The organism is Caballeronia udeis, from assembly GCF_001544555.2.
In the GTDB taxonomy this organism is placed as follows: Bacteria; Pseudomonadota; Gammaproteobacteria; order Burkholderiales; family Burkholderiaceae; genus Caballeronia; species Caballeronia udeis.
In genome coordinates this window covers 26555-50982 of sequence record NZ_FCOK02000064.1, presented here as the reverse complement: position 1 = coordinate 50982, position 24428 = coordinate 26555, and the positions used below count along the sequence as shown (strand labels likewise).

20 protein-coding genes and 1 pseudogene are annotated in these 24428 nt (G+C 60.2%); 16 read left to right on the top strand and 5 right to left on the bottom strand.

All coding sequences use genetic code 11. From position 1 onward, the window contains the following. The first annotated feature begins 289 nt into the window (after positions 1 to 289). The 15 genes and pseudogenes from AWB69_RS33185 (at position 290) to AWB69_RS50935 (ending at position 15863) form a co-directional block, all read left to right on the top strand. Positions 290 to 1204 carry an alpha/beta fold hydrolase gene (locus AWB69_RS33185; protein WP_062091060.1) on the top strand — a complete coding sequence of 305 codons (915 nt, stop codon included), beginning with the start codon at positions 290 to 292 and terminating at the stop codon, positions 1202 to 1204. Positions 1205 to 1670: 466 nt separating this feature from the next. Continuing rightward, the gene (locus AWB69_RS33180; RefSeq protein ID WP_062091048.1) at positions 1671 to 2099 is read left to right on the top strand and encodes a VOC family protein; all 429 of its coding nucleotides are present in this window, start codon (positions 1671 to 1673) and stop codon (positions 2097 to 2099) included. 400 nt (positions 2100 to 2499) lie between these two features. Then, positions 2500 to 4830 carry a bifunctional salicylyl-CoA 5-hydroxylase/oxidoreductase gene (locus tag AWB69_RS33175; protein ID WP_062091047.1) on the top strand — a complete coding sequence of 777 codons (2331 nt, stop codon included), beginning with the start codon at positions 2500 to 2502 and terminating at the stop codon, positions 4828 to 4830. Then, positions 4827 to 5609, top strand: coding sequence for an SDR family NAD(P)-dependent oxidoreductase (locus AWB69_RS33170; RefSeq protein WP_062091046.1), 783 nt, complete (start codon positions 4827 to 4829; stop codon positions 5607 to 5609). The genes AWB69_RS33175 and AWB69_RS33170 overlap by 4 nt, the downstream gene beginning before the upstream one ends. Further along, positions 5606 to 6145, top strand: coding sequence for a MarR family winged helix-turn-helix transcriptional regulator (locus AWB69_RS33165; protein WP_062091045.1), 540 nt, complete (start codon positions 5606 to 5608; stop codon positions 6143 to 6145). The genes AWB69_RS33170 and AWB69_RS33165 overlap by 4 nt, the downstream gene beginning before the upstream one ends. 34 nt (positions 6146 to 6179) lie before the next feature. After that, positions 6180 to 7028 (top strand): enoyl-CoA hydratase family protein, encoded by an 849-nt coding sequence (locus AWB69_RS33160; RefSeq protein ID WP_062091044.1) that lies wholly within the window; start codon positions 6180 to 6182, stop codon positions 7026 to 7028. 1 nt (position 7029) lies between these two features. Then, positions 7030 to 8235, top strand: a complete 1206-nt coding sequence (locus AWB69_RS33155) for an acyl-CoA dehydrogenase family protein (RefSeq protein ID WP_062091043.1) — start codon at positions 7030 to 7032, stop codon at positions 8233 to 8235. Continuing rightward, complete coding sequence (locus tag AWB69_RS33150) at positions 8235 to 8699, top strand: acyl-CoA thioesterase (protein WP_062091042.1); 465 nt, start codon at positions 8235 to 8237, stop codon at positions 8697 to 8699. The genes AWB69_RS33155 and AWB69_RS33150 overlap by 1 nt, the downstream gene beginning before the upstream one ends. After that, positions 8696 to 9091 (top strand): RidA family protein, encoded by a 396-nt coding sequence (locus AWB69_RS33145; RefSeq protein ID WP_062091041.1) that lies wholly within the window; start codon positions 8696 to 8698, stop codon positions 9089 to 9091. The genes AWB69_RS33150 and AWB69_RS33145 overlap by 4 nt, the downstream gene beginning before the upstream one ends. A gap of 35 nt (positions 9092 to 9126) precedes the next feature. Further along, a complete protein-coding gene (locus tag AWB69_RS33140) occupies positions 9127 to 10785 on the top strand; it encodes an AMP-binding protein (RefSeq protein WP_062091040.1) in 1659 nt (552 codons plus the stop codon). A 201-nt stretch (positions 10786 to 10986) separates the two neighbouring features. After that, a complete protein-coding gene (locus AWB69_RS33135) occupies positions 10987 to 12867 on the top strand; it encodes a DUF3857 domain-containing transglutaminase family protein (protein ID WP_062091039.1) in 1881 nt (626 codons plus the stop codon). Between the two features lie 210 nt (positions 12868 to 13077). After that, a complete protein-coding gene (locus AWB69_RS33130; protein ID WP_062091038.1) occupies positions 13078 to 13602 on the top strand; it encodes a GlcG/HbpS family heme-binding protein in 525 nt (174 codons plus the stop codon). A gap of 313 nt (positions 13603 to 13915) precedes the next feature. After that, positions 13916 to 14194 (top strand): annotated as a pseudogene (locus tag AWB69_RS50940) (tetratricopeptide repeat protein); the annotation flags it as partial. Positions 14195 to 14470: 276 nt separating this feature from the next. Further along, a complete protein-coding gene (locus tag AWB69_RS49770; RefSeq protein WP_231937314.1) occupies positions 14471 to 15316 on the top strand; it encodes an ATP-grasp domain-containing protein in 846 nt (281 codons plus the stop codon). Positions 15317 to 15635: 319 nt separating this feature from the next. Continuing rightward, positions 15636 to 15863 carry a LysR substrate-binding domain-containing protein gene (locus AWB69_RS50935; protein WP_407923068.1) on the top strand — a complete coding sequence of 76 codons (228 nt, stop codon included), beginning with the start codon at positions 15636 to 15638 and terminating at the stop codon, positions 15861 to 15863. Between the two features lie 37 nt (positions 15864 to 15900). Here the strand turns inward: AWB69_RS50935 and AWB69_RS33115 are convergent, their stop codons facing one another. The 5 genes from AWB69_RS33115 to fliM form a co-directional block, all read right to left on the bottom strand. After that, positions 15901 to 18663 (bottom strand): Hsp70 family protein, encoded by a 2763-nt coding sequence (locus AWB69_RS33115; RefSeq protein WP_062091035.1) that lies wholly within the window; start codon positions 18661 to 18663, stop codon positions 15901 to 15903. Between the two features lie 5 nt (positions 18664 to 18668). Next, positions 18669 to 20516, bottom strand: a complete 1848-nt coding sequence (locus tag AWB69_RS33110) for an Hsp70 family protein (RefSeq protein ID WP_062091034.1) — start codon at positions 20514 to 20516, stop codon at positions 18669 to 18671. Next, on the bottom strand, positions 20513 to 21079 hold the full coding sequence (locus AWB69_RS33105; protein WP_062091033.1) for a DUF2760 domain-containing protein: 567 nt from the start codon (positions 21077 to 21079) through the stop codon (positions 20513 to 20515). Before AWB69_RS33105 ends, AWB69_RS33110 begins: the two co-directional genes overlap by 4 nt. A gap of 402 nt (positions 21080 to 21481) precedes the next feature. Next, a complete protein-coding gene (locus AWB69_RS33100) occupies positions 21482 to 21742 on the bottom strand; it encodes a hypothetical protein (protein WP_062091032.1) in 261 nt (86 codons plus the stop codon). An 81-nt stretch (positions 21743 to 21823) separates the two neighbouring features. After that, positions 21824 to 22822 carry a flagellar motor switch protein FliM gene (gene fliM / locus AWB69_RS33095; RefSeq protein WP_062091031.1) on the bottom strand — a complete coding sequence of 333 codons (999 nt, stop codon included), beginning with the start codon at positions 22820 to 22822 and terminating at the stop codon, positions 21824 to 21826. Positions 22823 to 23362: 540 nt separating this feature from the next. Here fliM and AWB69_RS33090 point away from each other — a divergent pair. Beyond that, positions 23363 to 24328 (top strand): chemotaxis protein, encoded by a 966-nt coding sequence (locus AWB69_RS33090; protein WP_062091059.1) that lies wholly within the window; start codon positions 23363 to 23365, stop codon positions 24326 to 24328. Positions 24329 to 24428 lie beyond the last annotated feature (100 nt).

The window sequence follows — 24428 nt, the reverse complement described above, 5'->3', positions numbered from 1 at the left end:
AATGTTGGTCAAATGTCTTCGCACTACAAAACTATCCACGCAGGATCCTATGACTTCCATATGCTTAGAAAGAGACGGACAGCAAACCCTCAACAGTCCTTCCGTCACAACGGCTCGCACTGCCAGCGAAATGCGCACGGCATCGACTGGCACTTCGGCCAATCGCTCGCCATTCAAATGGGCTGAATTCGGATCTCCGATCCGCATGGCGGTTTCCGCACTCTTTATCGCGGCTGGCATCGCTACGGCCTCTCCAGTCTTTGCAGGTACAGAACGCGGACCACAGAACATGGCAGATACTTCGGATGCGGCGCTGGTCGCCTCACTTCCCGGTGATTTCAGGAACGGCTATGCCGAAGTGAACGGCACCCGCATCCACTATGTCGAGGGTGGCAAAGGCACGCCCGTGCTCCTGCTGCCGGGCTGGCCCGAGACTTGGTGGGAGTTCCATAAGATCATGCCGGAACTGGCGAAGCGCCACCGCGTGATCGCAGTTGATCTTCGCGGAATGGGAGGTTCTGCCAAACCGGGGTTGGGCTATGACAAGAAGAACATGGCCAAGGATATTCACGAGCTGACCCAAGCGCTCGGGTACAAGCAGGTCAACATCGCCGGGCACGATATCGGAGCAATGGTCGCCTACAGCTTCGCTGCCAACTATCCAGATGCGACGCTCAAAATCTGCCTGATCGACGTTGCGCACCCCGAAGAGAGTCTCTACAAACTGTCGCTGCTCCCGCCACCCGGGTATGCGGTCCGCGGAACCGGGGAATCAACTCAGCCGGTCTATCTCTGGTGGTTCGCTTTCAATCAACTGCCGGATCTTCCGCAACAACTGCTGGCTGGGAAGTCCAGGTTACTGATCGACTGGCTCTTCGATTCTCAACTGCGAAATCTCGCTGCGATCTCGGAGCGTGATCGCGCGATCTACGCCGACGCGTACTCGCAGCCGGATGCGATTCGCGCTGGAAACGGCTGGTATCAGACGTTTGGACAGGACATCATTGACGCTAAACACTACGGCCAGATAGCAACGCCAGTTCTAGCCTTGGGCGGTGAACGGAATTACCCTTATCTGCGCGAGCTTCTTCCGACACAGGCTTCGGACGTGCGTGTCGTAAAGATCAACTCCAGCAGCCACTATGTCCCCGAGGACCAACCCGAGGCCGTTGTGCGAGAGCTTCTCGGATTCTTTAAGTCATAGGGCTTCGTGTGGGCTGCCAATCAAGTGAGAAGACCCCGCCTGATGGGGTCTTCTCCCATTCATTCACAAATTCCAGTTTACCAGTCACCGCAATCCATTCCTTGGCCTCCACAATCGGGCCGCGACTGTGCCGCCGTCCCGCGAACGCCCGGTATGGGCCGCGTACTGCCGATCGACGGCAGGCAGTGACCGGGCCATCTACGGCCGCTCGACCAAAGTTGGAAAGGGGCAATCAAGCGTCAGCAGTACGCCTATGACGTGACGCATCCAGTCGAGCCGCGAGCGCAACCGAACCCACCCGATCGCCGTTTGCTGCCGGGTGGAGATGCCTGCCGGCCACCTGAAACAAGCCTACACTTGTCCATGCCCCGCGCTAGCTGAATACCGCTCGCCACATCAGTTCGACGGGCGCGGGCGGACATGTTCGTTTTTCAAGGCGCCACGCATTTGCGGCAAAGGAGAAGCCATGGAAAAAATCCCAAAAACCACGGCCTTGTTCATCGCAGGCTTTGGCCCGATTGTGATTGAAGCCCAGGTAAGCCGAGAGCTCTACGGTCAGGTCTTCGGTATCCCCTTCAACGAAGAAAAAGGCGGCTACCTCCATACGGAGAGTCTGAAAGGTGCAAACACTTTCGCCTTGTGGCCACTCTCTCAGGCCGCTCAGTCGTGCTTCGGCACGGATTCGTGGCCTGGTGACGTACCCATCCCGCAAGCCTGGATTGAGTTTGATGTCGACAACGTCGAAGCGGCTACGGCAGAACTTGAATCACAAGGGTATCGGATGCTGGTCAGGAACCGGAATGAGCCGTGGGGCCAGACCGTCAGTCGCTTCATCGGGCCGGAAGGATTGCTGGTGGGAATCACTTTTACACCATCGATGCGGGAAGAGAAATGACGGCCGCCACAGTGACAGTCCTGCGTGCGGTGACGGATCTGGCCGGGGGTAACATACGCTCCCAGTGAATGGCCGATGAAGTACTGAAAACGGTTCTCGCTGTCCTTGTGGACCGGGTGGCGGAAACGGGTCGAGCTTGTGAGTTCGCTAATACAGGAAGCCGCCGTCGAGTTGCTTGATGCCGCCATCGTCAGCTGACCGCCGTATTGCCGACGTAGAACCCGGCGCGTCCCAATGGCAGCTAAGCTGTGAAGACGTTTGACACTTCTTATTTTCCGCTGACACTTTTAATTTTTACGATCAAATCACCCGGCGAACGAGCATTCTCTTTTATAAATTTACTTGACACCTAAACTATCGAAGCCTAAATTAAAGTGGACTCTTCAGCCTGGAGCGCACTATGCGCATCGTTTGTATTGGTGGCGGCCCCGCGGGTCTGTACTTTGGCTTGCTCATGAAGAAGCAAAATCCCGCTCACGAGGTGACGGTGGTGGAGCGGAATCGTCCCTATGACACCTTTGGCTGGGGCGTGGTGTTCTCCGACCAGACGCTCGGCAACCTGCGTCGTGCAGACGAGGCGAGTGCGGCGGCCATTCTTGATGCGTTCAACCACTGGGACGACATCGACATCCATATCAACGGCCGCACGCAGCGTTCGTCCGGACATGGTTTCTGTGGCATCGGCCGCAAGCGCCTGTTGAACATTCTTCAGGAACGGGCCGAGGCGCTAGGCGTCAAGCTGGTGTTCGAAACGCAAGTGACCAGCGACGAAGCGTATGACGCCGACCTCATCATCGCGTGCGACGGTGCGAACAGCGTGGTGCGCACGAAATACGCGGCCACCTACAAGCCCGACATCGACCTGCGCAATTGCCGCTTCGTCTGGCTCGGCACAGAGAAGCTGTTCGACGCCTTCACGTTCGCGTTCGAGAAGACCGAGTTCGGCTGGTTCCAGGCGCATGCGTATCGTTTCGACGACCACATGTCCACGTTTATCGTGGAAGCGCCCGAACGGGTCTGGCGTGCAGCGGGCCTGGACGAAATGAGCAAGGAAGACGGCATCGCATTTTGCGAGCGGCTCTTCGCCAAGTACCTCGACGGCCATGCGCTCAAGTCCAACGCGCAACATTTGCGCGGCTCCTCGCAGTGGATCCGGTTTCCGCGCATCGTGAACGAAACGTGGGTGCATAACCGCACGAATAGCGATGGCAGCGTGACGCCTGTGGTCCTGATGGGCGATGCCGCGCACACGGCGCACTTCTCGATCGGCTCCGGCACCAAGCTTGCGCTTGAAGATGCAATCGAACTGACGAACAGCATCGCGGCACATCCGGGCGATCTGCCGGCCGCGCTCGATCACTACACGAACGTACGCAGTGTCGATGTCCTGCGCATCCAGAACGCTGCGCGCAACTCCACGGAATGGTTCGAAAACGTGGACCGGTACGCATCGTTTGAACCGGAGCAATTCGCTTATTCGCTGCTCACGCGCTCGCAGCGCATCTCGCATGAAAACCTCCGATCACGCGACGCAGCCTATCTCGCCGAGTTCGAAAACTGGATCGCGCAGCGCTCGGGGCTTGATATAGACGGCAGCAAGCGCTCAGTTCCGCCAATGTTCACGCCGTTCACCGTGCGCGGCGTGACCCTGAAGAACCGCGTGGTGGTCTCGCCAATGGCCCAGTACTCCGCTGTCGATGGCATTGCGGGTGACTACCACCTGATGCATCTCGGCGCCCGCGCCATGGGCGGCGCGGCGCTGGTGATGACGGAGATGACCTGCGTCTCGCCCGAAGGCCGCATCACCCCGGGATGTCCCGGGCTGTACAACGAGACGCAACGCGACGCGTGGCGGCGCATTGTCGACTTCGTGCATCGTGAGAGCGACGCAAAGATCGGTATCCAGCTTGGTCATGCGGGCGCGAAGGCATCGACCCGCGTGAGTTGGGACGGAACCGACAAGCCGCTTGAAGAGGGCAACTGGCCGATCGTATCGGCGTCGCGGCAACAGTACTTGAAGGGGATCAGCCAATGGTCGCGCGCAGCAACCGCTCACGATCTGCGCGAGATCAGGGCGCAGTTCGTGCGCTCGACCGAGCTTGCCGTGGACGCCGGTTTCGACTGGCTTGAATTGCACTGCGCGCATGGCTACCTGCTTTCCGGTTTCCTCTCTCCGCTCACGAATCAACGCGACGATGAATACGGCGGTTCGCTCGCCAACCGTCTGCGTTTTCCCATAGACGTGTTCAACGCAATCCGCGCGGTCTGGCCCAAGGACAAGCCCATTTCCGTGCGCATCTCGGCGCACGATTGGGTGGATGGCGGCATCACGCCGGACGACGCCGTGCAGATAGCGCGAGCGTTCAAGGAAGCGGGCGCGGACATGATCGACGTATCGTCGGGGCAGGTGAGCAAGGAAGAAAAGCCGGTCTATGGCCGCATGTTCCAGACGCCGTTCTCGGATCGCGTGCGCAACGAAGCGGGCATTGCGACCATTGCGGTGGGGGCGATCTCGGAAGCGGACCACGTGAACAGCATCATTGCAGCGGGGCGTGCCGACTTGTGCGCCGTGGCTCGCCCGCATCTCGCCAATCCCTCGTGGACGCTCGATCAGGCCGCGAAGATTGGTTACGTCGACATCAAGTGGCCGAAGCAATACTTTGCCGCGAAGTCGCAGCTGGAGCGCGGCTATGAGCGTGAGCGCGCGCAACGTGCGGAGGGTGAAGCATGAACACGGACACGCATCCTCTCGACGGCCAGCACGCGGTGGTCACAGGCGGCGGCAGCGGTATTGGCGCCGCTATCGCGCACGCGCTGGTGACAGCCGGTGCGCAGGTCACGTTGATGGGCCGGGATGCTGCGCGGCTCGCGTATCAGGCCGAGGTCCTGAGCGAAGCCGGGACCGTGCATGTGCAGAGCGTCGATGTCACGTCCGCCGACTCGGTTGCTGCGGCGTTTGCCGCTGTGCGCGAGCACGGCGTCATCGACATCCTCGTCAACAACGCGGGGCAGGCCGAAGCCGCGCCGTTTGCGAAGACCGATCTGGCGCTGTGGAAACGCATGCTCGACGTGAATCTCACGGGCGTCTTCCTTTGCACGCAAGAGGTCTTGCCGGCAATGTTGGAGCGCCGCAGCGGGCGCATTGTCAACGTAGCCAGCACCGCGGGTCAGGTGGGTTACGCGTATGTGGCCGCGTATTGCGCGGCCAAGCACGGCGTGATTGGCATGACACGTTCGCTTGCGCTGGAAGTGGCCACGCGCGGCGTGACCGTCAATGCCGTTTGTCCCGGTTACACGGAAACCGGACTGCTCGACCAGTCGATCGAAAAGATCATCGCGCAGACAGGGCGTAGCGAGGACGAGGCCCGCGAAGCGCTGCTGCGTTCGAATCCGCAACGTCGCTTCGTGATGCCGGACGAAGTCGCCAGTTCCGCGTTATGGCTGTGCTTGCCGGAGTCGCGATCGATCACCGGCCAGACCATTTCTATTTCAGGTGGAGAAGTAATGTGAACAAGCCCGCTGCCCGCACGGTTAAACCTGCCGCGCCCGAGAAGACCAAGGCCGCCGGCAACGTTGTCGACCTTGAGATGAGCACTGGCGTCGACAGCCACATGGGACTGCGCTTATGGCTGCGCATGCTCACCACCACCAATCTTGTGCAGGCCGAACTGCGTAAGCGCCTGCGCGCCGAATTCGACACCACGCTGCCGCGCTTCGACCTGATGGCGCAACTCGAGCGACATCCCGAAGGCCTGAAGATGAACGAGCTTTCGCGGCGCCTGATGGTCACCGGCGGCAACGTGACGGGGCTCACCGACCAGTTGGAGAAGGAAGGGTTTGTCGTGCGCGATACCGATCCGAACGACCGCCGTTCGTTTGCCGTGCGCCTCACCGCCCATGGCCGCGAGTCGTTCGATCGCATGGCGCGTGCGCATGAACAATGGGTCGTCGAATTGTTCGGCGGGTTGCCGCTTGCCGACAAGGCGCGCATGCATCAGAAGCTGGGCAAGCTCAAGCAGCACCTGCGCGAGCGTACGGATTCCTGACGCCTGGCAAAGCACACAGATACGGAGACAGTCGATGAACGACAACACCGCCGCGCTTTTTGCCGGCAACCGCACGGCCCTTGGCAACTATCACGCAGAGCACTTCGGCTGGGCGATAGAGCAGGGCGTTGGCACGATCACCCTTGACCGGCCCGAGCGCAAGAATCCGCTGACGTTCGAGTCCTATGCGGAGTTGCGCGACCTGTTCCGCCAGCTCGCTTACGCCACCGACGTAAAGAGCATCGTGATTCATGGCGCCGGAGGCAACTTCTGCTCCGGTGGCGACGTGCACGACATTATCGCGCCGCTCGTCGACTTGCCCATGCCCGAGCTGCTCATGTTCACGCGCATGACGGGAGACCTTGTCAAAGCGATGCGCCATTGCCCGCAGCCGATCGTCGCGGCCGTCGATGGCATCTGCGCCGGTGCCGGTGCAATTCTGGCAATGGCTTCGGATATGCGGCTAGGCACCGCACGCAGCAAGCTTGCGTTTCTGTTCACCCGCGTGGGACTGGCGGGCTGCGACATGGGTGCGTGCGCGATCCTGCCGCGCATCATTGGCCAGGGAAGAGCGGCCGAGCTGCTCTTCACCGGACGCTCCGCAAGCGGCGACGAAGGTTTCGCGTGGGGTTTCTATAACCGTCTATGCGAGCCCGGCGACGTTCTGCGCGAAGCGCAATCGCTCGCTTTCGATCTCGCATCGGGACCGACCTTCGCCCATGGCATCACGAAGAAAATGCTGCATCAGGAGTGGAGCATGAGCATTGACGAGGCGATCGAATCCGAAGCGCAGGCGCAGGCAATCTGCATGGCGACCAATGATTTCGGCCGCGCGTATCGTGCATTCGCTGCGAAGACGCGGCCCGTGTTCGAGGGAGATTGAGTTGGCCAATCCTCAAACAACTTCTGACGCTTTCCACGACGCTCTCGCATGGCCGTTCTTCGAAGAACGGCATCGCGAACTCGGCGCGCGCATTGACGCGTGGGCATCCGAACATCTTGGCGATACACATGCCGACCACGCGAACGTCGATGCAATCTGCCGCCGTCTCGTACGCGAGCTTGGTGCGGCAGGGTGGTTACGTTATGGCATAGGCGGCACCGCTTACGGCGGACACGGCGACACTATCGACACGCGCGCTGTTTGCCTGCTGCGCGAAACGCTTGCTCGTCACAGCGGTCTCGCGGACTTCGCGCTTGCAATGCAAGGACTCGGGTCGGGCGCAATTTCGCTAGGCGGCAACGAGGCGCAAAAGCAGCGTTACCTGCCGCGCGTGGCAAGCGGTGACGCGATTGCGGCGTTTGCGTTGACCGAACCCGATGCAGGCTCGGACGTCGCCGCGCTTGCGCTCAGTGCGCGAGAAGACGGCGATTCTTATGTGCTCAATGGCGAGAAGACGTGGATCTCGAACGGCGGCATCGCGGACTTTTACGTTGTGTTCGCGCGTACCGGCGAGGCAGCGGGGGCGCGTGGCATCAGCGCGTTTATCGTCGATGCGGATACGCCGGGATTGCGCATTGCCGAACGGCTCGACGTGATCGCGCCGCATCCGCTGGCACGTCTCGCTTTCGAAAACGCACGCGTGCCGCGCACTGCTTTGCTTGGCAATCCGGGCGAAGGTTTCAAACTCGCGATGCGAACCCTCGATATTTTTCGTACGTCGGTTGCGGCGGCATCGCTTGGCTTTGCGCGGCGAGCAATGAGCGAAGGGATCGAACGCGCCGCGTCGCGCAAGATGTTCGGGCAGACGCTGGGCGACTTCCAACTGACGCAAGCGAAGCTCGCGCAAATGGCGCTGACTATCGACAGCTCCGCATTGCTGGTTTATCGGGCCGCGTGGTTGCGCGACCAGGGCAAGTCCGTCACGCGTGAAGCTGCACTGGCGAAGTGGCATGCGAGCGAGGGCGCCCAGCAGGTTATTGATGCGGCCGTGCAATTGTGGGGCGGAAGCGGGGTGCAAAGCGGTGCGGCGGTCGAGCAACTGTATCGGGAGATTCGTGCGCTGCGGATCTATGAAGGCGCGACCGAAGTGCAGCAGTTGATCGTCGGACGCGATCTGCTCAAGGCGCATGCCGCGAGGAACGCATGATGGAACCATCGACCCATTTCGAACGGCCGGTGCGCATTCGCTTTTCACATTGCGATCCCGCCGGCATCGTATTTTTTCCGCAGTATCTCGTGATGACCAACGCGCTTGTAGAGGACTGGTTCAACGAAGCACTCGACATCAATTATGCGGCGATGATCAGCAAACGCCGCGTCGGCTTGCCGATCGTCAAGCTTGATTGCACGTTCTCCAGGCCGAGCCAGATGGGCGACACGCTCATGCTGTCGCTCACGCTTGAGCGCATCGGCGCGCGTTCCGTTGGCATTGTCATCGACGCGCAGGCGCAGGGCGAGACGCGTTTTCATGCGCGCCAGATACTCGTGACAACGTCGCTTGAATCGGGTGTGTCGATCGATATTCCCGATGACATCCGCGCTGCGTTGACACGTTTCAATCCCGCGGCGCTCGCCGAAGCAAAGGACGAAGTGAAGGAGACCCGATCATGAAAAAAGCATTGCTCCCGGACGGCTGGGTCAAGCCGCGCGGATACGCGAACGGCGTGGCCGCGCGTGGCACGCAGGTCTTCATGGCAGGGCAGATAGGCTGGGATGCGCAAGGGCGCTTCCAGAGCAGCGACTTTGCTGCGCAGGCGCATCAGGCGCTGGCGAACATAGTCGCCGTGCTCGCCGCTGCGGGAGGGCGCCCGGAGCACCTTGTGCGCCTGACCTGGTACGTGACCGACAAGCGCGAATACATCGCTGCGCTGAGGGACGTGGGCAGCGCGTTTCGCGAACTGATCGGCAACTACGACATTGCGATGAGCGCTGTGCAGGTGGTCGCGCTCATTGAAGACGAAGCCAAGGTGGAGATCGAAGCCACCGCTGTCATTCCGGATTAACCATCGTTGCTTATTCGTTGTTCTGGGAGTTCACCATGGAACCTTCGGCTCACGTCGATACGTTTTCCCGCGACAACCTGCCGCCGCCCGGCGAGTGGCCGCAGTTTCTGCTCGACAACCCCGACGTCTCTTATCCCGCACGCGTGAATTGCGCAGTCGAATTGCTCGACCGGATAATCGATGACCATCCGGAACGCGGGCAGGGCGGGCGACCCGCGATCTGGTCGGACGTGGAGGGTGCTCCGCATGCGACCACGTACAGTGAATTGCGCACGCGCGTGAATCAGGCCGCGCATGTGCTGACCGGGGTAATGGGACTGGTGCCGGGTAACCGTATCCTGCTGCGTGGACCGAACACGCTGCATATGGCGATCGCATGGCTTGCATCCTTGAAGGCGGGGCTCGTGGTGGTGCCTACCATGCCGCTTCTGCGTGCCAAGGAGCTGAAGCAGATCATCGACAAGGCTCAGGTTTCAGCCGCTTTATGCGACGCGCGCCTGGTCGATGAACTCGCGCAATGCAGCGACCCCGCCAGCGCGTACTTTTGCGAAAACCTGCTGCAAACAAGGCTCTTTCATGACGATGGCCCGGACTCGGTCGATACCATCGCCTTGCTTCAGCCCGTCGATTACACGGCGGTGGATACCGCTGCCGACGATGTCTGCCTGATCGCATTTACCAGCGGCACAACGGGAATGCCGAAGGGTTGCATGCATTTTCATCGTGACGTGCTTGCCATGTGCGACCTGTTTCCGCACCATATTCTCAAGCCCACCGCGGACGATATCTTCTGCGGTACGCCTCCGCTAGCGTTCACCTTCGGGCTGGGTGGCCTGCTGTGTTTTCCGCTGCGTGCGGGGGCATCGACGGTGTTGATCGAGAAGTTGAGTCCGGAGACGCTGCTGCACGTGGTCGAGCGTTTTCGCGCAACGATCATGTTCACCGCGCCGACGTTTTATCGGCAGATGGCGGGGCTCGCGTCGCGTTTTGATTTGGCAACCCTTAGAAAAAGCGTCTCGGCGGGAGAGGCGTTGCCCGATGCCACACGCAAGCTCTGGCGGCAGGCCACGGGTTTGCAGATGATCGATGGAATTGGCAGCACGGAGATGATCCATATCTTTGTGTCGAGCGCAGAAACGCAGACACGTGATCGAGCGATTGGGCGCGCGGTGCCGGGTTACGTGGTGCAGGCAGTGGACAACGACATGCAGCCGGTTCCTGTCGGCGAGATCGGCATGCTTGCCGTGAGGGGACCGACAGGGTGCCGTTATCTGAGTGATCCGCGGCAGCGTAGTTTTGTCCGCGATGGATGGAACCTTCCGGGCGATTCGGTTTGTATCGATGCGGATGGGTACGTGTTTTATCAGTCCCGTGCCGACGATATGATCATCTCGGCGGGCTATAACATTTCCGGTCCTGAAGTGGAAAGCGCGCTGCTGTTGCATGAAGCGGTGGCGGAGTGCGGAGTGGTCAGCGTTGCCGATGACGAGCGCGGGCAGATTGCCAAGGCGTACGTTGTTCTTGGCGCGGGATTTGTAGCGAGCGACGCGCTGGTGGTGGAGTTGCAAACCTTCGTCAAGGAACAGATCGCGCCGTACAAGTATCCGCGTGCGATTGAATTTATTGAGGCTTTGCCGCGCACCGAGACGGGTAAGCTGAAGCGTTTTGCATTGCGGGCATTGGCGGCGTATTGATACAGGCGGGTAGCTTTTGTCCGGCGCCCGCGTTCTTTTCGTAATCGTTGCGTAAGCGTAGCTACCCCCATCACTTGCCGGCGGCGGTATCTTCTATTTGCGCTTGCTTGTTCGACCTATAATCAGCTTCGATTTAAACGTGGCCTGTTCGCATCAATATGATCAAGCCACATCAGAATAATAATCGGAGAGAGAAAGTCGATGCGGAGCCCCGTTTACAAAACAATAATTCTTTTGGCCGTGGCTGGTTACGCGGTTAGCGCCGCTGCAGTGGACTATCAGCCGGGCACCACGGTCCTGAGCGACGACAACGTTTATAACGTGAACGCCGATGGCAGCTTTACGCTCGACGCGACCCGGTCGATCCGCATCGATACCGACGAAGGGGTTAAGTCCTACGGGCAGATAGCGCATAGTTATAACAATGCACTGCAGTCGTTTGAAGTTCTTGAAGCTTATACAACGACGCAAGACGGCAAGCGGATTGACGTTTCGCCGGACGCAATCCTGGCTCAACAAAGCCCTGCGAGCGCATATGCCCCAATATTTGCCGACGGCCGGGTAAAAACCATTGTTTTCCCTGGCGTCCAGGTCGGTGCAACTATCACAACGCATACGCGTGAAACTCAAATAAAACCCTTGTTTCCGGGGCAGTTCTTTACAACCGATACGTTTTTGGATGACAAGGTCTTCGAGTCAGCAAAAGTCACGGTTTATGCGCCGGCTGCAATCAAGCTCTACGCCGAGGCTATCGATATGCAGGGTGGGCTTGTTGCTGCGGACAACAATGGTAAGCAAATGTGGCAGTGGTCTATTAAAGATACCCAGGCTCAACCGCCGGAACCGGGTGCGCCCAGCATTAACGATCGCAGTCCGCGTCTGACGCTTTCCACTTTTCCGAACTACGAAGCGGTAGGGCAGGCGTATGTCGCTCGGGCAAGTCAGCAAGCGGCTGTCACACCGCGAATACAGGAGTTGGCAGACGAACTGACCAAGGGGATTACTGACCGGCGTGATCAGGCGAACGCTATCTATCGATGGGTAAGCAACAACATTCGCTATGTCGCAATCTACCTCGGCTTTGGCGGTGTTGTCCCGCACAGTGCTCAGGCCGTGCTTGATGCGCGATACGGCGACTGCAAAGACCACACAACGCTTCTCGAAGCGTTGCTTGCGGCGAAGGGGATCAAGAGCAGCGTCGTGCTGGTGAATGGCGACAATCGCTACTGGCTCCCAAAGGTTGCTGAGCCTCTGGCGGTCTTCGACCATACGATTACCTATATTCCCGAGTTTGATATTTATGCGGACTCGACTGCCGGCATGGCCAGGTTCGGCGTACTTCCTGGCAACCAGGGCGGAAAATCAGCACTGGTCACGGATAACGGCAGCGGCGGCGCCACGCTGGTGACCCTGCCCTTGGCGAGTCCCGACACGGACCGCGTAACCTTTCAATCAGCGGTCCTCTTTGACAGCGACGGGACTGCCAGGGGCACAACCCGGATCGATAACCTGGGGGACCCCGACTGGATCGCCCGATCTGTTTTCGCTTCATTGCGTTCAGGGGTAGAGCCTGTGTTCGCGCAACGGATGCTGACGATGAGCGGCGCGGACGGATCAGGCAGATACATTCATGGTGATCTGCACAATCTTAAAGATCCCTTTCAATACGAGACGAGGTTCGAGCTTCCCGACTACGCTCAGTTCCCGGGCCCGGGCGCGATACGGGTGCCGCAGGGCTTGAACAGCTTTACGAATATTGCTGGCGCATTCGAGTTGGTGACGACGAGCCGGCGTAGATACCCGCTGCTGTTTAGCGGCCGGCATATCAGCGAAACGACGACGATAGAATTGCCTGGGACAGTCAAGGTATCCAGCCTTCCCGAGCCGGCGAAAATTACGTCGACGTTCGGAACGTACACATCGAGTTATGCCACCTCGGGCCAGGTTATTACCGTCACGCGAACGCTCGATATCACCATGCACAGCCCGTATGTCGAACCTGACCAGTGGCAGGGCCTGAGGAAAATGGCGGTGGCAGTCAAACACGATCTGGCAGCACAAATAGTTTACGGATCAAGGTGAAGCTGAGCGCTTGCTGTGGACGTAAGCAGCTAGCCCCATCGATCCGGCCACCCGGCAAATGCACTTCAATTGCTGGTGGATTGGCCCGGCCGTCAAGCGCAAGTTTCGTGGCTTGGCGCAGCTTGGATTGCGCGCAAAATCCCCTTGCGCACCAGCCCTCGTCGCGCTACGTTGACAACCATCCGGCCTGCCAAAACAGGAGGTGGTGTGATGCAAAACCTCGTCCAGATCGCATGTTCAGCGTGCCTCGCCGCGGCAACCGTTGCGGCAGCTCAAACCCCAGCCTCACAGCCTCTCGCGGGCGGCACGCCTGACAAGATGCCATTCGACATTCCCTATGGGACCACGATTGATCTCGACACCGCGAAGAGGCTGCTCGCGATCGCGGAAGCCGAAGCAAAGAAGCACGACTGGAAAATGAATATTGCTGTCGTCGACATGCATGGCGACCTCCTCGCGTTCGAACGAATGGACGGTGCGCAGTTCGCGTCGATTGCTATCTCGCAGAACAAAGCGCGCACGTCAGCGAGATTTCGTCGGGAAACGAGGGTTTTCTACAATCAGTTTGAGACCGGACACGCCTACGTGGGCACGCTGGATGCGGAACTGGTTGCAGCGCCGGGAGGGTTTCCGCTTGTAGAAGGAGGAAAGCTCGTCGGCGCTATCGGCTGTAGTGGCGGCACAGGCGATCAGGACGCGTCAGTGTGCAAGGCCGCCGCCGATACGATCAAATAGCGCGAAGCTGCTGGGCACAGTAGCCGATGACGCAACTGCAACCTGAATAAGTCCTTAGTATTGCAACGTTAAATCTGCAGCGCTTAGCGGCGCACGTAACTGCCCGCTCGACCGGCGAGCCACATTTCGTTACTTGCAATACGGTCAGCATTGCGTCAGTAAAACGTTAGCTCGACCGAGTTCGTGCCCTTCAGCTTCACGCATATTTCGGACGCGTCGCACGATAAAAGGATTCCGACGAGCTAAACTCAACCTCGTTGCGCCAGGCGCGGGATTCCCCTCCCGCCCGTTCCTTTCCTTGCAACGAGGCTACATGACGCGCCACACGCCGAGTCCGGCTATATCGATAATTTCCTTGATCGATGAAGCATTCGCGCACCACCGCGCAGGCAGGCTCGACGAAGCCGAAGCGCTCTATCAAGAGGCTTTGCGCATTGACCCAGGTCATTGGGGAGTGCGCAAGAGCCTCGCGCAAGTTCTTATCCGCGCCGGCAGGTTCGAGGATGCAGTCACGTTGCTGACTGAACGCATGGACGAATGGCAAGAAGACGTCTCTGTTCACGCGCAGCTTGGCCTCGCCTATGCCGGCTTGAACCGTCTGGAGCTCTCGCTGGATCGCTTCGAGCGCGTACTCGCGCAAAGTCCCGACGACACCAGCGCCTTGCAGTTCGTCGCCAACTTGCAGCAGGCGCTGGGGCAGACGCCGCAGGCGCGCGAGCATTATCGCCGCGGCCTCGCGTTGAAACCGTTCGTCACGATCGAAGCAATCAAATCGCCGCCAGCCTTTCGCGTCCTCATGCTGTTCGCACCCGGTGCAGGCAATACACCGTTCGAACATCTCGTTCATCAGGTCGGGTACGAGACCCACGTGCTCAATCTGCTCCCCGATGTTGCTTACGATACCGACATGTTGCGCGACAGCGCCGATGTCGTGGTGAATCTCGTCGCTGATGTAGATCAAGGCCGCGCTCTGCTTGCGCCCGCTACGAAACTCGTCGACCTCATAGGCAAGCCTGTGGTTAATCATCCGGGCAAGATCGCGCGAACCAGCCGGGACTCGATCGCGCGTCGGCTGACCGCAGTATCGGGCTGTCATATTCCGCAGACACTGCGTGTTTCCGGCGAGCGCGCGTTCGGACTCGAGCGCGATCCCAGGTTGGCATCGTTCTCGCGGCCCTGGCTCATCCGGCTGGCCGGCACGCACAATGGCGATGACTTCCAGAAGGTTCATGACGAGAACGAAGTCGACGCCTTCGTCGCTCAGTTCCCAGATGCTGACTTTTACCTGACAGAGTATTTCGATTACCGCTCTGCCGATGGTTTCTTTCGAAAGTACCGGTTTATGTTTATCGACGGCGGGATCTATCCCTATCACCTTGCAATCCATGACGAATGGAAGGTTCACCACGCCAACACGGATATGCTCAATCAGCACTGGATGCAGGACGAGGAAAGAGCTTTCCTCGCGGATCCTCACAGCGTCTTCGGCCCCCGGCAATTCCATGCGCTTCGGGCGATCCAGCGGGAAATCGACCTCGATTACTTCGGCATTGATTGCGCGCTGGATCTGAACGGTCGGGTCGTCGTGTTCGAAGTCAACGCTTGCATGCTGGTACATTCGAATAACGAACATTTTTATTACAAAAATAAATCAGTAAGCCTTATTAAAGAAAGATTCGAGGCCATGCTGAGGCGAATGGTGTCAGCTTGTTAGCCTTTTGAAATAAAGCGCTTAACGTGCGTGCGGTCCTGCAGGAGAAAAGACGGCCACGGTATCAAGTTACGTACTGGGGGTGCCGACAGCCCGTCCTTTGCAGCCGTATCGCCTTGTGCTTTGTGCGTCATCCGCATACCTCGATTCGAACGGCGTGCCGGCAGCGCCGGAGGATCTGCGCTCTCACCAATGTCTAACGTATTCCTATCCATTACGTTCAGAAATGCACGCGGCGCAACCTGAGTGGACGCTGTCCGGCCCGAATGGGAGCATAAGCGTCCCTATCAACGGCCGCTTGAAGATCGACAACTAGGACGCGTTGCGCAGAGTCGTACTCGCTGACATGGGCACCGCCATTCTGCCCTCCATCCAGGTCGATGCAGATATCAAGGCAAACCGGTTGATCGAGGTACTGCTGAATTATGCGCCGCCCGTCCGGTCGATCAACCTGCTCTATTTGCGTGATCGCCAGATGTCGCCGAAGCTTCGCAGTTTCATCGACTTTGTCGTGGAGCGATTCGGAAACTTTCCCGAGTCCGATATTTGAAAGTTCCCGCGGCCCGCCACTGCCCTCAAGCCCGGCGTTATCCACCAATCAATTTCAATCCGGCAGGCAGTGACTCTCCGAATACTCGCCCCGTGTCTGCGTTATCGAGCGTGACGACTTCACGAACCATGGCGGTCCATGTTGGCGGTGCGTTCGCGGCTTCGAGCCGTCGCACGACAGTTTCCCGGACCGTTTCCGGCAGGTCCCTTGAGCGGTCGCCTGTCATACGTGCGATTTGCACGGCGGCAAACACGGCCGGCTCAACCTTTTTCCAGTCCAGCGCGAAGATTGCGTCCAGCCATCGGGTCGCCACGTCGGCCGGGACAACACCATGCGCGCTGCCATAGAACGGCCGGCGTGCGCCAATGCGTCCAACCGCCCACCAGCCCTGGATGTTTTCCGAGGGCCGTTGAAGCCGCACCAGAAGCTGTTCCGCGATTTCAACCTTGCGATCGACGGGGATGCGTTCAAGCGACGCGGATAGGCGAAGCATGTCCGCGTAACCCACCTTTGTCGGATCGAAGGGCAGCTTGTGCCGCTTCGTGCCCGCAGCGGCCTGAAGCCAGGCCATTGCGTCGAGCACCTGGAGCTGCGCCTCCCCATGCAGGCCGCCCGCCGCGCGACGCCACAGCGTCCACCATTCCGACCAGACTTGCCCCTCGTTGACGTACTGGATGCCGTCATCGAATAGTGACCAAAGCTGTTCAATGCGCCATTCGTCGAGCGGATAGCCGAACCCGGGCCGCACGCAATAGCCGGCCAGATTCAGCCACAGGCGTTCATGATCGGCGGAACGGCGCCGCCGCCCCGCGCGTTCCCAGAGCGCTCCGAACAGTTCGCGAAGCAGGGCGCTATCCCAACCCTGACGTGGGCCCAGTAGCTGTTCAAGTCCTGCACGCAGGCGCTTTACTTCTTTTGGATCGACATTCGCCGAACGCGCGCCGAACGTGCGGTCGATGAGCTCGATGGCCTTGTCGAGCGCAGGATGACGTATAGCTGCAGAGACGTCGTGTTCAGCGTCGTCGCGTCGCAACTGGAATTCGAGCAGCCATCGCTGCGTAGCGTCGTCGGTTGCGATGCAGTGCATCTCGAGCCTGCCGAGTTCCGTCAGCGATGTCGTGAGTCTGACCCGTCGCTCGCGGGGACCACCAGCGTCCTGCTGGACCACCGTCGCGACCGGTGGCAAGCGGACGAAGTCGCCGGTGGTGAGGTCGACAAGCTCCCCTGGCTGCCAGGCTGTGTCGGCGATGGTCGTGACCAGATGGAAACGCACCGGTGCCCCAAGCCGCAGCGCAAACACGCGATCCTCGAGATGCACCTCGTGGCCTTCTTCGGTTCCGCGTGGCAACAGGCACACGCCGCGCGAGGCCTCCTTGTCGTCGTCGAGGACAAGGAAGTAGCTGCGTGGCGCGCCGCCGCCAATGCGCGGCGCGTGTCCTGCGCGGGCCAGCCCATAGGCAACCGCACCACGCGCGACAGCCACATCGGGATGATCGTTCTGCAACACGTGCAGAGGCCGCTGCCGCCACGCGCCGAGCGCACTCGCCAGACGCCCGGAGAGCGCTTTGGCACGGAAGACGCCGCCGTTGAGCAGCAGGGTATCGGGCATCGAGGTTTGCGCCGCATCAGATACCCCCAACGCCTCGCGCGACTGCGCATTGAGCCTGTTCAGAAACGCCGCGATATGCCGCGTGATGGCCGCATCGGCCGCGTAGGGCAAGCCGAACTCGACGATGCCCGCCCGCGACCGTCGAGGCAATTCGTCCGGGTTGCCCATCGGAAAGAACCCTTCCACGATGATCTGCTCGACTTCCTCCCGGCTCAACTCGGTCGTGCGTGCTCCGCCGACCAGCCGGGATCCCGCACCGAGCAGCGTGATCGCGACGGAGCCGGGCGCCTCCGCACCAAGCAATTGTTCCTTCGCGGCGCGGCACCGTTCGACGAGCTGGGACAGGCTCGCCGCTGACAGGCGCGTTTGCTCCTTGGCAAAACGCGTCTCGACCAGATGCGCCAGCGCAAGGTCCATGTTGTCGCCGCCGAGCATCAAGTGGTTGCCCACGCCGATGCGGGTCAGTTGCGGCTCGCCGTCCTCGAAATACACCTTGATGAGTGTGAGGTCCGTCGTGCCGCCGCCCACGTCGCAGACCAGCACGAGGCGCGTCTCGGCGAGCTCGGCGCCAAGCGTCGCGCGATGATGAAACAGCCAGTCGTAGAACGCGGCCTGAGGCTCTTCGAGCAGGCGCAACGCCGGCAACTTCGCGATGCGCGCAGCCTCCAGCGTAAGCGCACGCGCGCCGTCATCGAACGATGCGGGCACGGTGAGCACCACGTCCTGATCTTCGAGCAGCGCGTGCGGAAAACGGCGGTTCCACGCGGCACGCATGTGAGCCAGATAGCTGGCGCTTGCGGTCACCGGCGAAACCTTGCCGACTTCATCGCCTGCGCCCCACGGCAGAATTGGCGCGAGACGATCCACCGACGCATGCGACAGCCAGCTTTTCGCGCTGGTCACCAGCCGGCCCGGCACCTGCGCGCCCAGCGTGCGAGCGAGACGGCCAATCACGGCCGGTTGCATCTCCCGGTCACCGGTGCCGCTCCACGGCAATTGCAGATCGCCCGGCGCCAGCTCACCCCGCGCCGGGTGATAGCGCACGGACGGCAACAGGTCTTGCGCACTGACCTCTCCGAGACCCACGAGCTGATCGATATTGAAGACGCGGATCTCGTCAGCATCCGCCCCGACGTACGCAACGACCGTATTGCTCGTGCCGAGATCGATACCGACGATGTATTGCTTCATCGCACTCAGGCGTTCGCGCTGCCGCGCATATCGAATTCGACTTTCCAGCGCTCGCTCGTGCCGCGTGGCACGGCTTCGAGTTCCAGTGTGCCGGCTTCGGTAATCCTCGCATGCAGCTTCACCGGCACGACTTCGCCGGGCGTGCGTCCTTCGGGCGGCAGCGTCGCCTGGATTTCCTCAAGCTCCTGCAACTCGTCGGGCGACCAGTAGTCGAGCATCGTGCCGACCTGATCCTGCCGACGTACCGATGAACCGAAGAAACGGAAGTGCACGGGCTCGCCGACGACGAGACCGAACTCCTGAGCCGGCAACGCCGCGTCCGTTCCTTCTTCCATCCCGAAGGGCGCGAGGCACAACGCCTGGACAGGCGGTTCCATGCCGGGCACGGCCGGCATGGCCGACTCGATAGCAATGTAGTAAGCGCGCGCCGTGCCGCCGCGAATGCGCACGCCCTTGCCGCGTTTCACATAGCCGTAGTACGCCGCGCCGCGCGCGACCGCGAGGTCGAGATCGGCGCCGCCGAGCAGGCGTGCGGGCGGCGCGCCTTCCGCTGCAAGCCAGCCGTTGAGGCTGTCAAGGATTCGCTCGACGAGCAGCATTGACTTGAACACGCCGCCGTTGAACAGGACCGCTGTCGGATGCAGGAAGCTCGCGTTCCCGGCCGGCACGTGCTGCAGTCCGTCGAGCTCGGCGAGCGCTGCGACCTGCCGGCCGAGGAAGGCGGCGAGGTGCCGCGTGATGCCCGCATCCTGCGCATACGGCAGACCGAGCTGGGTCAGGCCGGCTCGCGTCCGGCTCATCGGGCGCGCGGAGGCATCGACTTGCGGGAAGAAGCCTTCGAGTATTGTCTGCGTGAGTTCCGCACGGGTCAGTTCGGTGCGGATCGAGCCGCCAATCAGTTTCGATCCACGGCTCGGCACGACCAGCGGCACCGTGTCCGTACTACGGTCGGTCAGCAGAGTTTCCTTCGCTGCGCGGCACGCATAGGTGAGGGCACGCAACTGCCACGGGTCGGCCTGCGTCCCCTGCGCCGCCAGCTTGCGCGCGACCACGTGCGCAAGCGCCAGATCCATGTTGTCGCCGCCCAGCAGGATGTGTTCGCCAACCGCGACACGATGCAGTTCGAGACTCCCTTCGCGTTCGACGACCGCGATCAGCGACAGGTCGGTCGTACCGCCGCCCACGTCCACGACCAGGATGATGTCGCCGACCTTCACCTCCTTGCGCCACGCGCCGCCGCTTTTCTGGATCCAGCTATAGAGCGCCGCTTGCGGTTCTTCCAGCAGCGTCATGTGGGTGTAGCCAGCTGTTTGCGCTGCCTCGGCAGTCAATTCTCTCGCGGCCGGATCGAAAGAAGCAGGAATGGTGACGGTGACTTCCTGCTCGTCGAACGGTGTATCGGGATGCGCGTGGTTCCATGCTTCGCGCAAATGCGTGAGATAGCGAACCGAGCTTTCAAGCGGGGAGACACGTGTTACTTCGGGCGGCGCGTCGCTTGGCAGGATCGCCGCGCGGCGATCCACACCAGGGTGACAGAGCCAGCTCTTGGCGCTCGACACGAGGCGAATGGGCGTCCCGGCGCCTCGGCTGCGCGCCATTTCACCCACAGCGAAGTCGCGCTCGGTAGTCCACGGCAAGGCCAGGTCACCCGGCGTCAGTTCGTTCGGATGGGGGAGGTAGAGAAACGAGGGCAGCAGTTCAGGCTCTTCGATAGCCCCCGGCGCGGTGAGCTGCGTGATAGGCAGCACGCCCTGAATGGTTTTCTCGCCGTCACTGGCGGAGAGGTCGACGTACGAGAGGGCGCAGTGGGTGGTGCCCAGGTCGATGCCGATCGAATAGCGCGGCTCACTCATAGTTCCACCTCGGCCTGTGCAATCACGGTCGCGTCATGCGTCTTCGTCAGCATCGGGAGCCTGACCTCCTCGACCCGCCAGCCGCGGTGACTGATGTTGCCGTTGAACGGCGGCTTGCCGACCACGTTGCCCGTCAGCCGGACCGCCGTCGCATCGAAGCCGTCGGCGAGCGTCACGCGGCTGCCTTCGGCTTCTTCGCGTACCGGGCGGAGCGTGAAATGCTCGCGCAGCGTCGCGCGGCAACCATCGTGCACGAGTCTGGCGGCGGCGCCGATATCGGCATCGGAATAGCCCGCGATGTCCTCTTCGACGAAGTCAACGAAGCGTGCGCCGCGCTGGAGAAGTCCCAAAAGCTGAAGCGCCGACTCAGGGCTCGCCTCCTTGATCGTGGGCGTGGGTGCGGGCGTTGCCACGGGCTCGCGCGCTGCGACTGGCGCCGTCACGGCTGCCCCGTCGCGGAGCCGGCGCACCTGGCCCGCGAATTCGCGGTCACCCACGACAGCGAAAAAGGTCCCGACGGCGAGGGAAAGTCTGCCGAAGAAAGACAGGTTCGATTCGGTCATAAAAAATTGCTCCAATTGCTTCGGTAGGCTGGCCTGAACGACGAGCTGTCCTGCCGGACTCGGAGAGCCTGCGAGACCGGGTGCCGGCGTTTAACAGGTGAGTCCAGCGGGGCCAAAACCCGTATTTTGCCTTGATGTGGCCGAGAGCCCTTCAATATGCGAATGGTGGCAGTCAATTGTTGCGATTGAGATGCTGCTTGCGCGAGTGCATGGGGCCCGCCTGACGGTATCGATACGTCGCTTTCACCATCGGCAAAAGAGGGAGCGACAGGAGGGAGCGACAGGCTTGCGCCGCGTCAACTGAACGTGCGCACGAGGTCGGGATTTGCCGCCTGCGTCGGACCGGGGCGCGGGTAGTTTCGGTTGCGGGAGGCGAACCGACGACTGACGTACGGTTCGCCGTCAGCCGCCTTCGAAATCGTCTATTGATTTGCGATTCCGGCGCTCTTCGTTGGCGCGGCGAGCGCGTACGCGCTGGCGCCACAGGACGGTAATGACCTCGCCCGTGCTTGCGCCAGCGGGAATTTCGTTGCGGATGAGATTCGGCACCATCGGCAGGCCAAGGCGCTGCCTCCGCAGAGCCTTGGCTATGGCCGTGCGGCACTCCTGCCCGTGGCAATCCCATTCGTCACGCATTTTTCGGCAGTAACGGCATTCGTTCATGGCAAATAGTCTAACTGCAATCGCGAATGAGCTCCCAGTGGGGACAAAACGCAGGTGCGGTAAGGAAAATTCGGACAAATGCTAATATTCCGCCGCCTTTATCATCACTTCTTCCGAAGCGATCATTTTGTTCACGCGTAACGCGTACTGGCCGTTGAAAATTCCGTAGCCGCACTCCATGACCGGCACGGAGTCAACTTTTGCGGTGACGTATTGGCCAAGGTTGATCGGGATCACATCGCCTGCACGCAGGCTCAGGATCTTCTCGAACGTCGTCGGTATGTCAGCAAGATCAACCGTCACCTCGAGCTCGGCGGCCTGCAATTGCGTGGCGAGCACGCGTCCCCATCGCTGGTCGACGTCAAGCGTCTCGCCTTGATGCGGTGAAAATAGCAGATCACGAATGGGTTCGATCATTGAATACGGCAAGCAAACGTGGAGCGTTCCTCCGGTCGTACCAAACTCGATGGAAAACTGGGTGACAATGACGATCTCATTGGGTGTCGCCACGTTCGCGAACTGCGTATGCATCTCTGATCGAACGTACTCAAGGGTCAGGGGACGTACGTTCATCCACGCCGCCATATAGTGTTCAAAAATAACGTCGAGCAGCTTGCCAATGATGCGTTGTTCAGTGGCCGTGAACTCGCGCCCCTCTACACGAACGTGAAACCGTCCGTCGCCGCCAAACAAGTTATCTACCACGAAGAACACCAGATTCGGATCAAACACGAAAAGCGCGGTACCGCGCAGCGGTTTTACATGGACCAGATTCAGGTTGGTCGGAATAGGGAGGTTGCGCGTAAATTCGCTGTACTTTTGAACCTTGATCGCTCCGACCGAAATCTCCGCGGTGCGGCGCATCAAGTGAAAGATCCCCCCGCGCAGGAGGCGGGCGAAGCGATCGTTGATAATTTCAAGACCTGCCATCCGGCCGCGGACTATCCGCTCCTGGGCGGAGAGATTGTAGGGGCGTGCGACAGACGAAGAAGTTTGCTCGACAACCGTGTCGGTCTCGCCGGTGACGCCCTTCAACAGCGCATCAACCTCCTCCTGCGACATGAACTCTTCGTGGCCCATTCCTGCCCTTTGTTTTGATTGCTCGCGGTTTTCCAGAGCGGTGCGTTGTCGTTTCGGGGAAAGACCGGCGCCTTGTGCAGCATGCTCTTAATTCAATACGCTCTCGATCCTTCATTCGCAGCGTAAGCCAAGCTTAACCTAATGCAGGGATCACAAGACCGCAAAGAGGGGCGCGATTGTGGCTTAGTTCACCGGCTTGACGCAGAAACCGGGTATGGCGCGGGTATGGCGGACACCAGACGTTGAATCTTCACGAACGCTTTATTGGGGAAAACGTGAGGGGTCTTAAGAAAATCAAAAGTCAAGCTGCTGAACTGCGTGTCGTTAACACATATGAAGCAATGGCTAAGAATGGCTAAGCGACATACGTCTGAACAATAGAATTCGAAGTTCGACCGACGCTTACGGAGCGCGTCGTCGGCATTGCGGATTCCCACCTTGCACAGCCCGTTTTCAGCCGGGGCAGAAAGCTGCGTCATCAACCATAACGAAGCGTGCTCCGAACAAACGGTCACGCCGAACAGAATCGAGGCGAATCAGATGAGTAGTTCCCAGCATGATGTTGAGCAACGGACAAACCTGGCGGGAAACAACCGGTTCGAACTACTGCTGTTCCGCCTTGGTGAGGCGCCAAACTCGACGCAGCGCGAGCTTTACGGCATCAACGTGTTCAAAGTTCGGGAGATCATTGAGATGCCTGCCTTCACGGTCATTGCAGGTGCATCGGACAATATCCTCGGCATTGCTGATATTCGCGGGCAAATCATTCCAGTCATTGACTTGCCCAAGCTGACGGGTTGTACACCGAGGGGAAAGCCACGGATCTTGCTCGTCACCGAGTTTGCCAGGACGACCCAAGGCTTTGCAGTCGAAGAGGTCGATGACATCGTTCGTCTTGAGTGGGACCAGGTGCTGTCAGCGGAAGCCCATTCGACCGGAAAGACCGTGACCAGCATCGCACGTCTTGACGGCAACGTAGACGGCTCGCGTCTGGCTCAACTTCTCGACGTCGAGCAGATTTTGCGCGACGTGCTTCCGGGAAGCGAGCCTGCTATTACTGAGGCTACCGTGGGCCGCGTCACTATTGCGCGCGGCGCCAAAATTCTCGCGGCTGATGATTCGGGCGTAGCGCGCAGCTTGATTGAACAAAGTCTCACTGCAATGGGCTTGCCGTTCATCATGGCGAAGACGGGGCTCGAAGCGTGGAACCTGCTGGAGGCGGCGGAGAAACGCGCGCACTCGTCGGGGCGCGCGGTAAGTGACGAAATCGCACTGGTTTTAACGGACCTCGAGATGCCGGAAATGGACGGCTTTACCTTGACTCGCAAGATCAAGGGTAACGCCGCGCTGCGATCGATCCCTGTCGTCATCCATTCGTCGTTGTCCGGATCTGCCAATGAGGAGCACGTGAGAAAAGTCGGCGCCGATGCGTATATCTCGAAGTTTGTTGCGCAGGAACTGGCCACCGTATTGCGTGAAACTCTGGGGCACACCGTCGCAGCGTGATTCGCTGAAAGCCTGGCTGAGCTATGGCGGCGTGGCGAGTGCATCGGGGCCACGAATTCCATTTCACTTGCTTGTTTGCATAGGCTTGCCCGAGGGTTTG

Excerpts from the sequence above, each read along its gene's own strand:
- AWB69_RS33110 (WP_062091034.1), bottom strand. The coding sequence starts at position 20,516 with ATGAGTGAGCCGCGCTATTCGATCGGCATCGACCTGGGCACCACCCAC.
- AWB69_RS33170 (WP_062091046.1), top strand. The coding sequence starts at position 4,827 with ATGAACACGGACACGCATCCTCTCGACGGCCAGCACGCGGTGGTCACA.
- AWB69_RS33140 (WP_062091040.1), top strand. The coding sequence starts at position 9,127 with ATGGAACCTTCGGCTCACGTCGATACGTTTTCCCGCGACAACCTGCCG.
- fliM (WP_062091031.1), bottom strand. The coding sequence starts at position 22,822 with ATGGGCCACGAAGAGTTCATGTCGCAGGAGGAGGTTGATGCGCTGTTG.
- AWB69_RS33115 (WP_062091035.1), bottom strand. The coding sequence starts at position 18,663 with ATGAAGCAATACATCGTCGGTATCGATCTCGGCACGAGCAATACGGTC.
- AWB69_RS33145 (WP_062091041.1), top strand. The coding sequence starts at position 8,696 with ATGAAAAAAGCATTGCTCCCGGACGGCTGGGTCAAGCCGCGCGGATAC.
- AWB69_RS33100 (WP_062091032.1), bottom strand. The coding sequence starts at position 21,742 with ATGAACGAATGCCGTTACTGCCGAAAAATGCGTGACGAATGGGATTGC.
- AWB69_RS33185 (WP_062091060.1), top strand. The coding sequence starts at position 290 with ATGGCAGATACTTCGGATGCGGCGCTGGTCGCCTCACTTCCCGGTGAT.
- AWB69_RS33130 (WP_062091038.1), top strand. The coding sequence starts at position 13,078 with ATGCAAAACCTCGTCCAGATCGCATGTTCAGCGTGCCTCGCCGCGGCA.
- AWB69_RS33090 (WP_062091059.1), top strand. The coding sequence starts at position 23,363 with ATGAGTAGTTCCCAGCATGATGTTGAGCAACGGACAAACCTGGCGGGA.
- AWB69_RS33160 (WP_062091044.1), top strand. The coding sequence starts at position 6,180 with ATGAACGACAACACCGCCGCGCTTTTTGCCGGCAACCGCACGGCCCTT.
- AWB69_RS33135 (WP_062091039.1), top strand. The coding sequence starts at position 10,987 with ATGCGGAGCCCCGTTTACAAAACAATAATTCTTTTGGCCGTGGCTGGT.
- AWB69_RS33150 (WP_062091042.1), top strand. The coding sequence starts at position 8,235 with ATGGAACCATCGACCCATTTCGAACGGCCGGTGCGCATTCGCTTTTCA.
- AWB69_RS33105 (WP_062091033.1), bottom strand. The coding sequence starts at position 21,079 with ATGACCGAATCGAACCTGTCTTTCTTCGGCAGACTTTCCCTCGCCGTC.
- AWB69_RS33180 (WP_062091048.1), top strand. The coding sequence starts at position 1,671 with ATGGAAAAAATCCCAAAAACCACGGCCTTGTTCATCGCAGGCTTTGGC.
- AWB69_RS33175 (WP_062091047.1), top strand. The coding sequence starts at position 2,500 with ATGCGCATCGTTTGTATTGGTGGCGGCCCCGCGGGTCTGTACTTTGGC.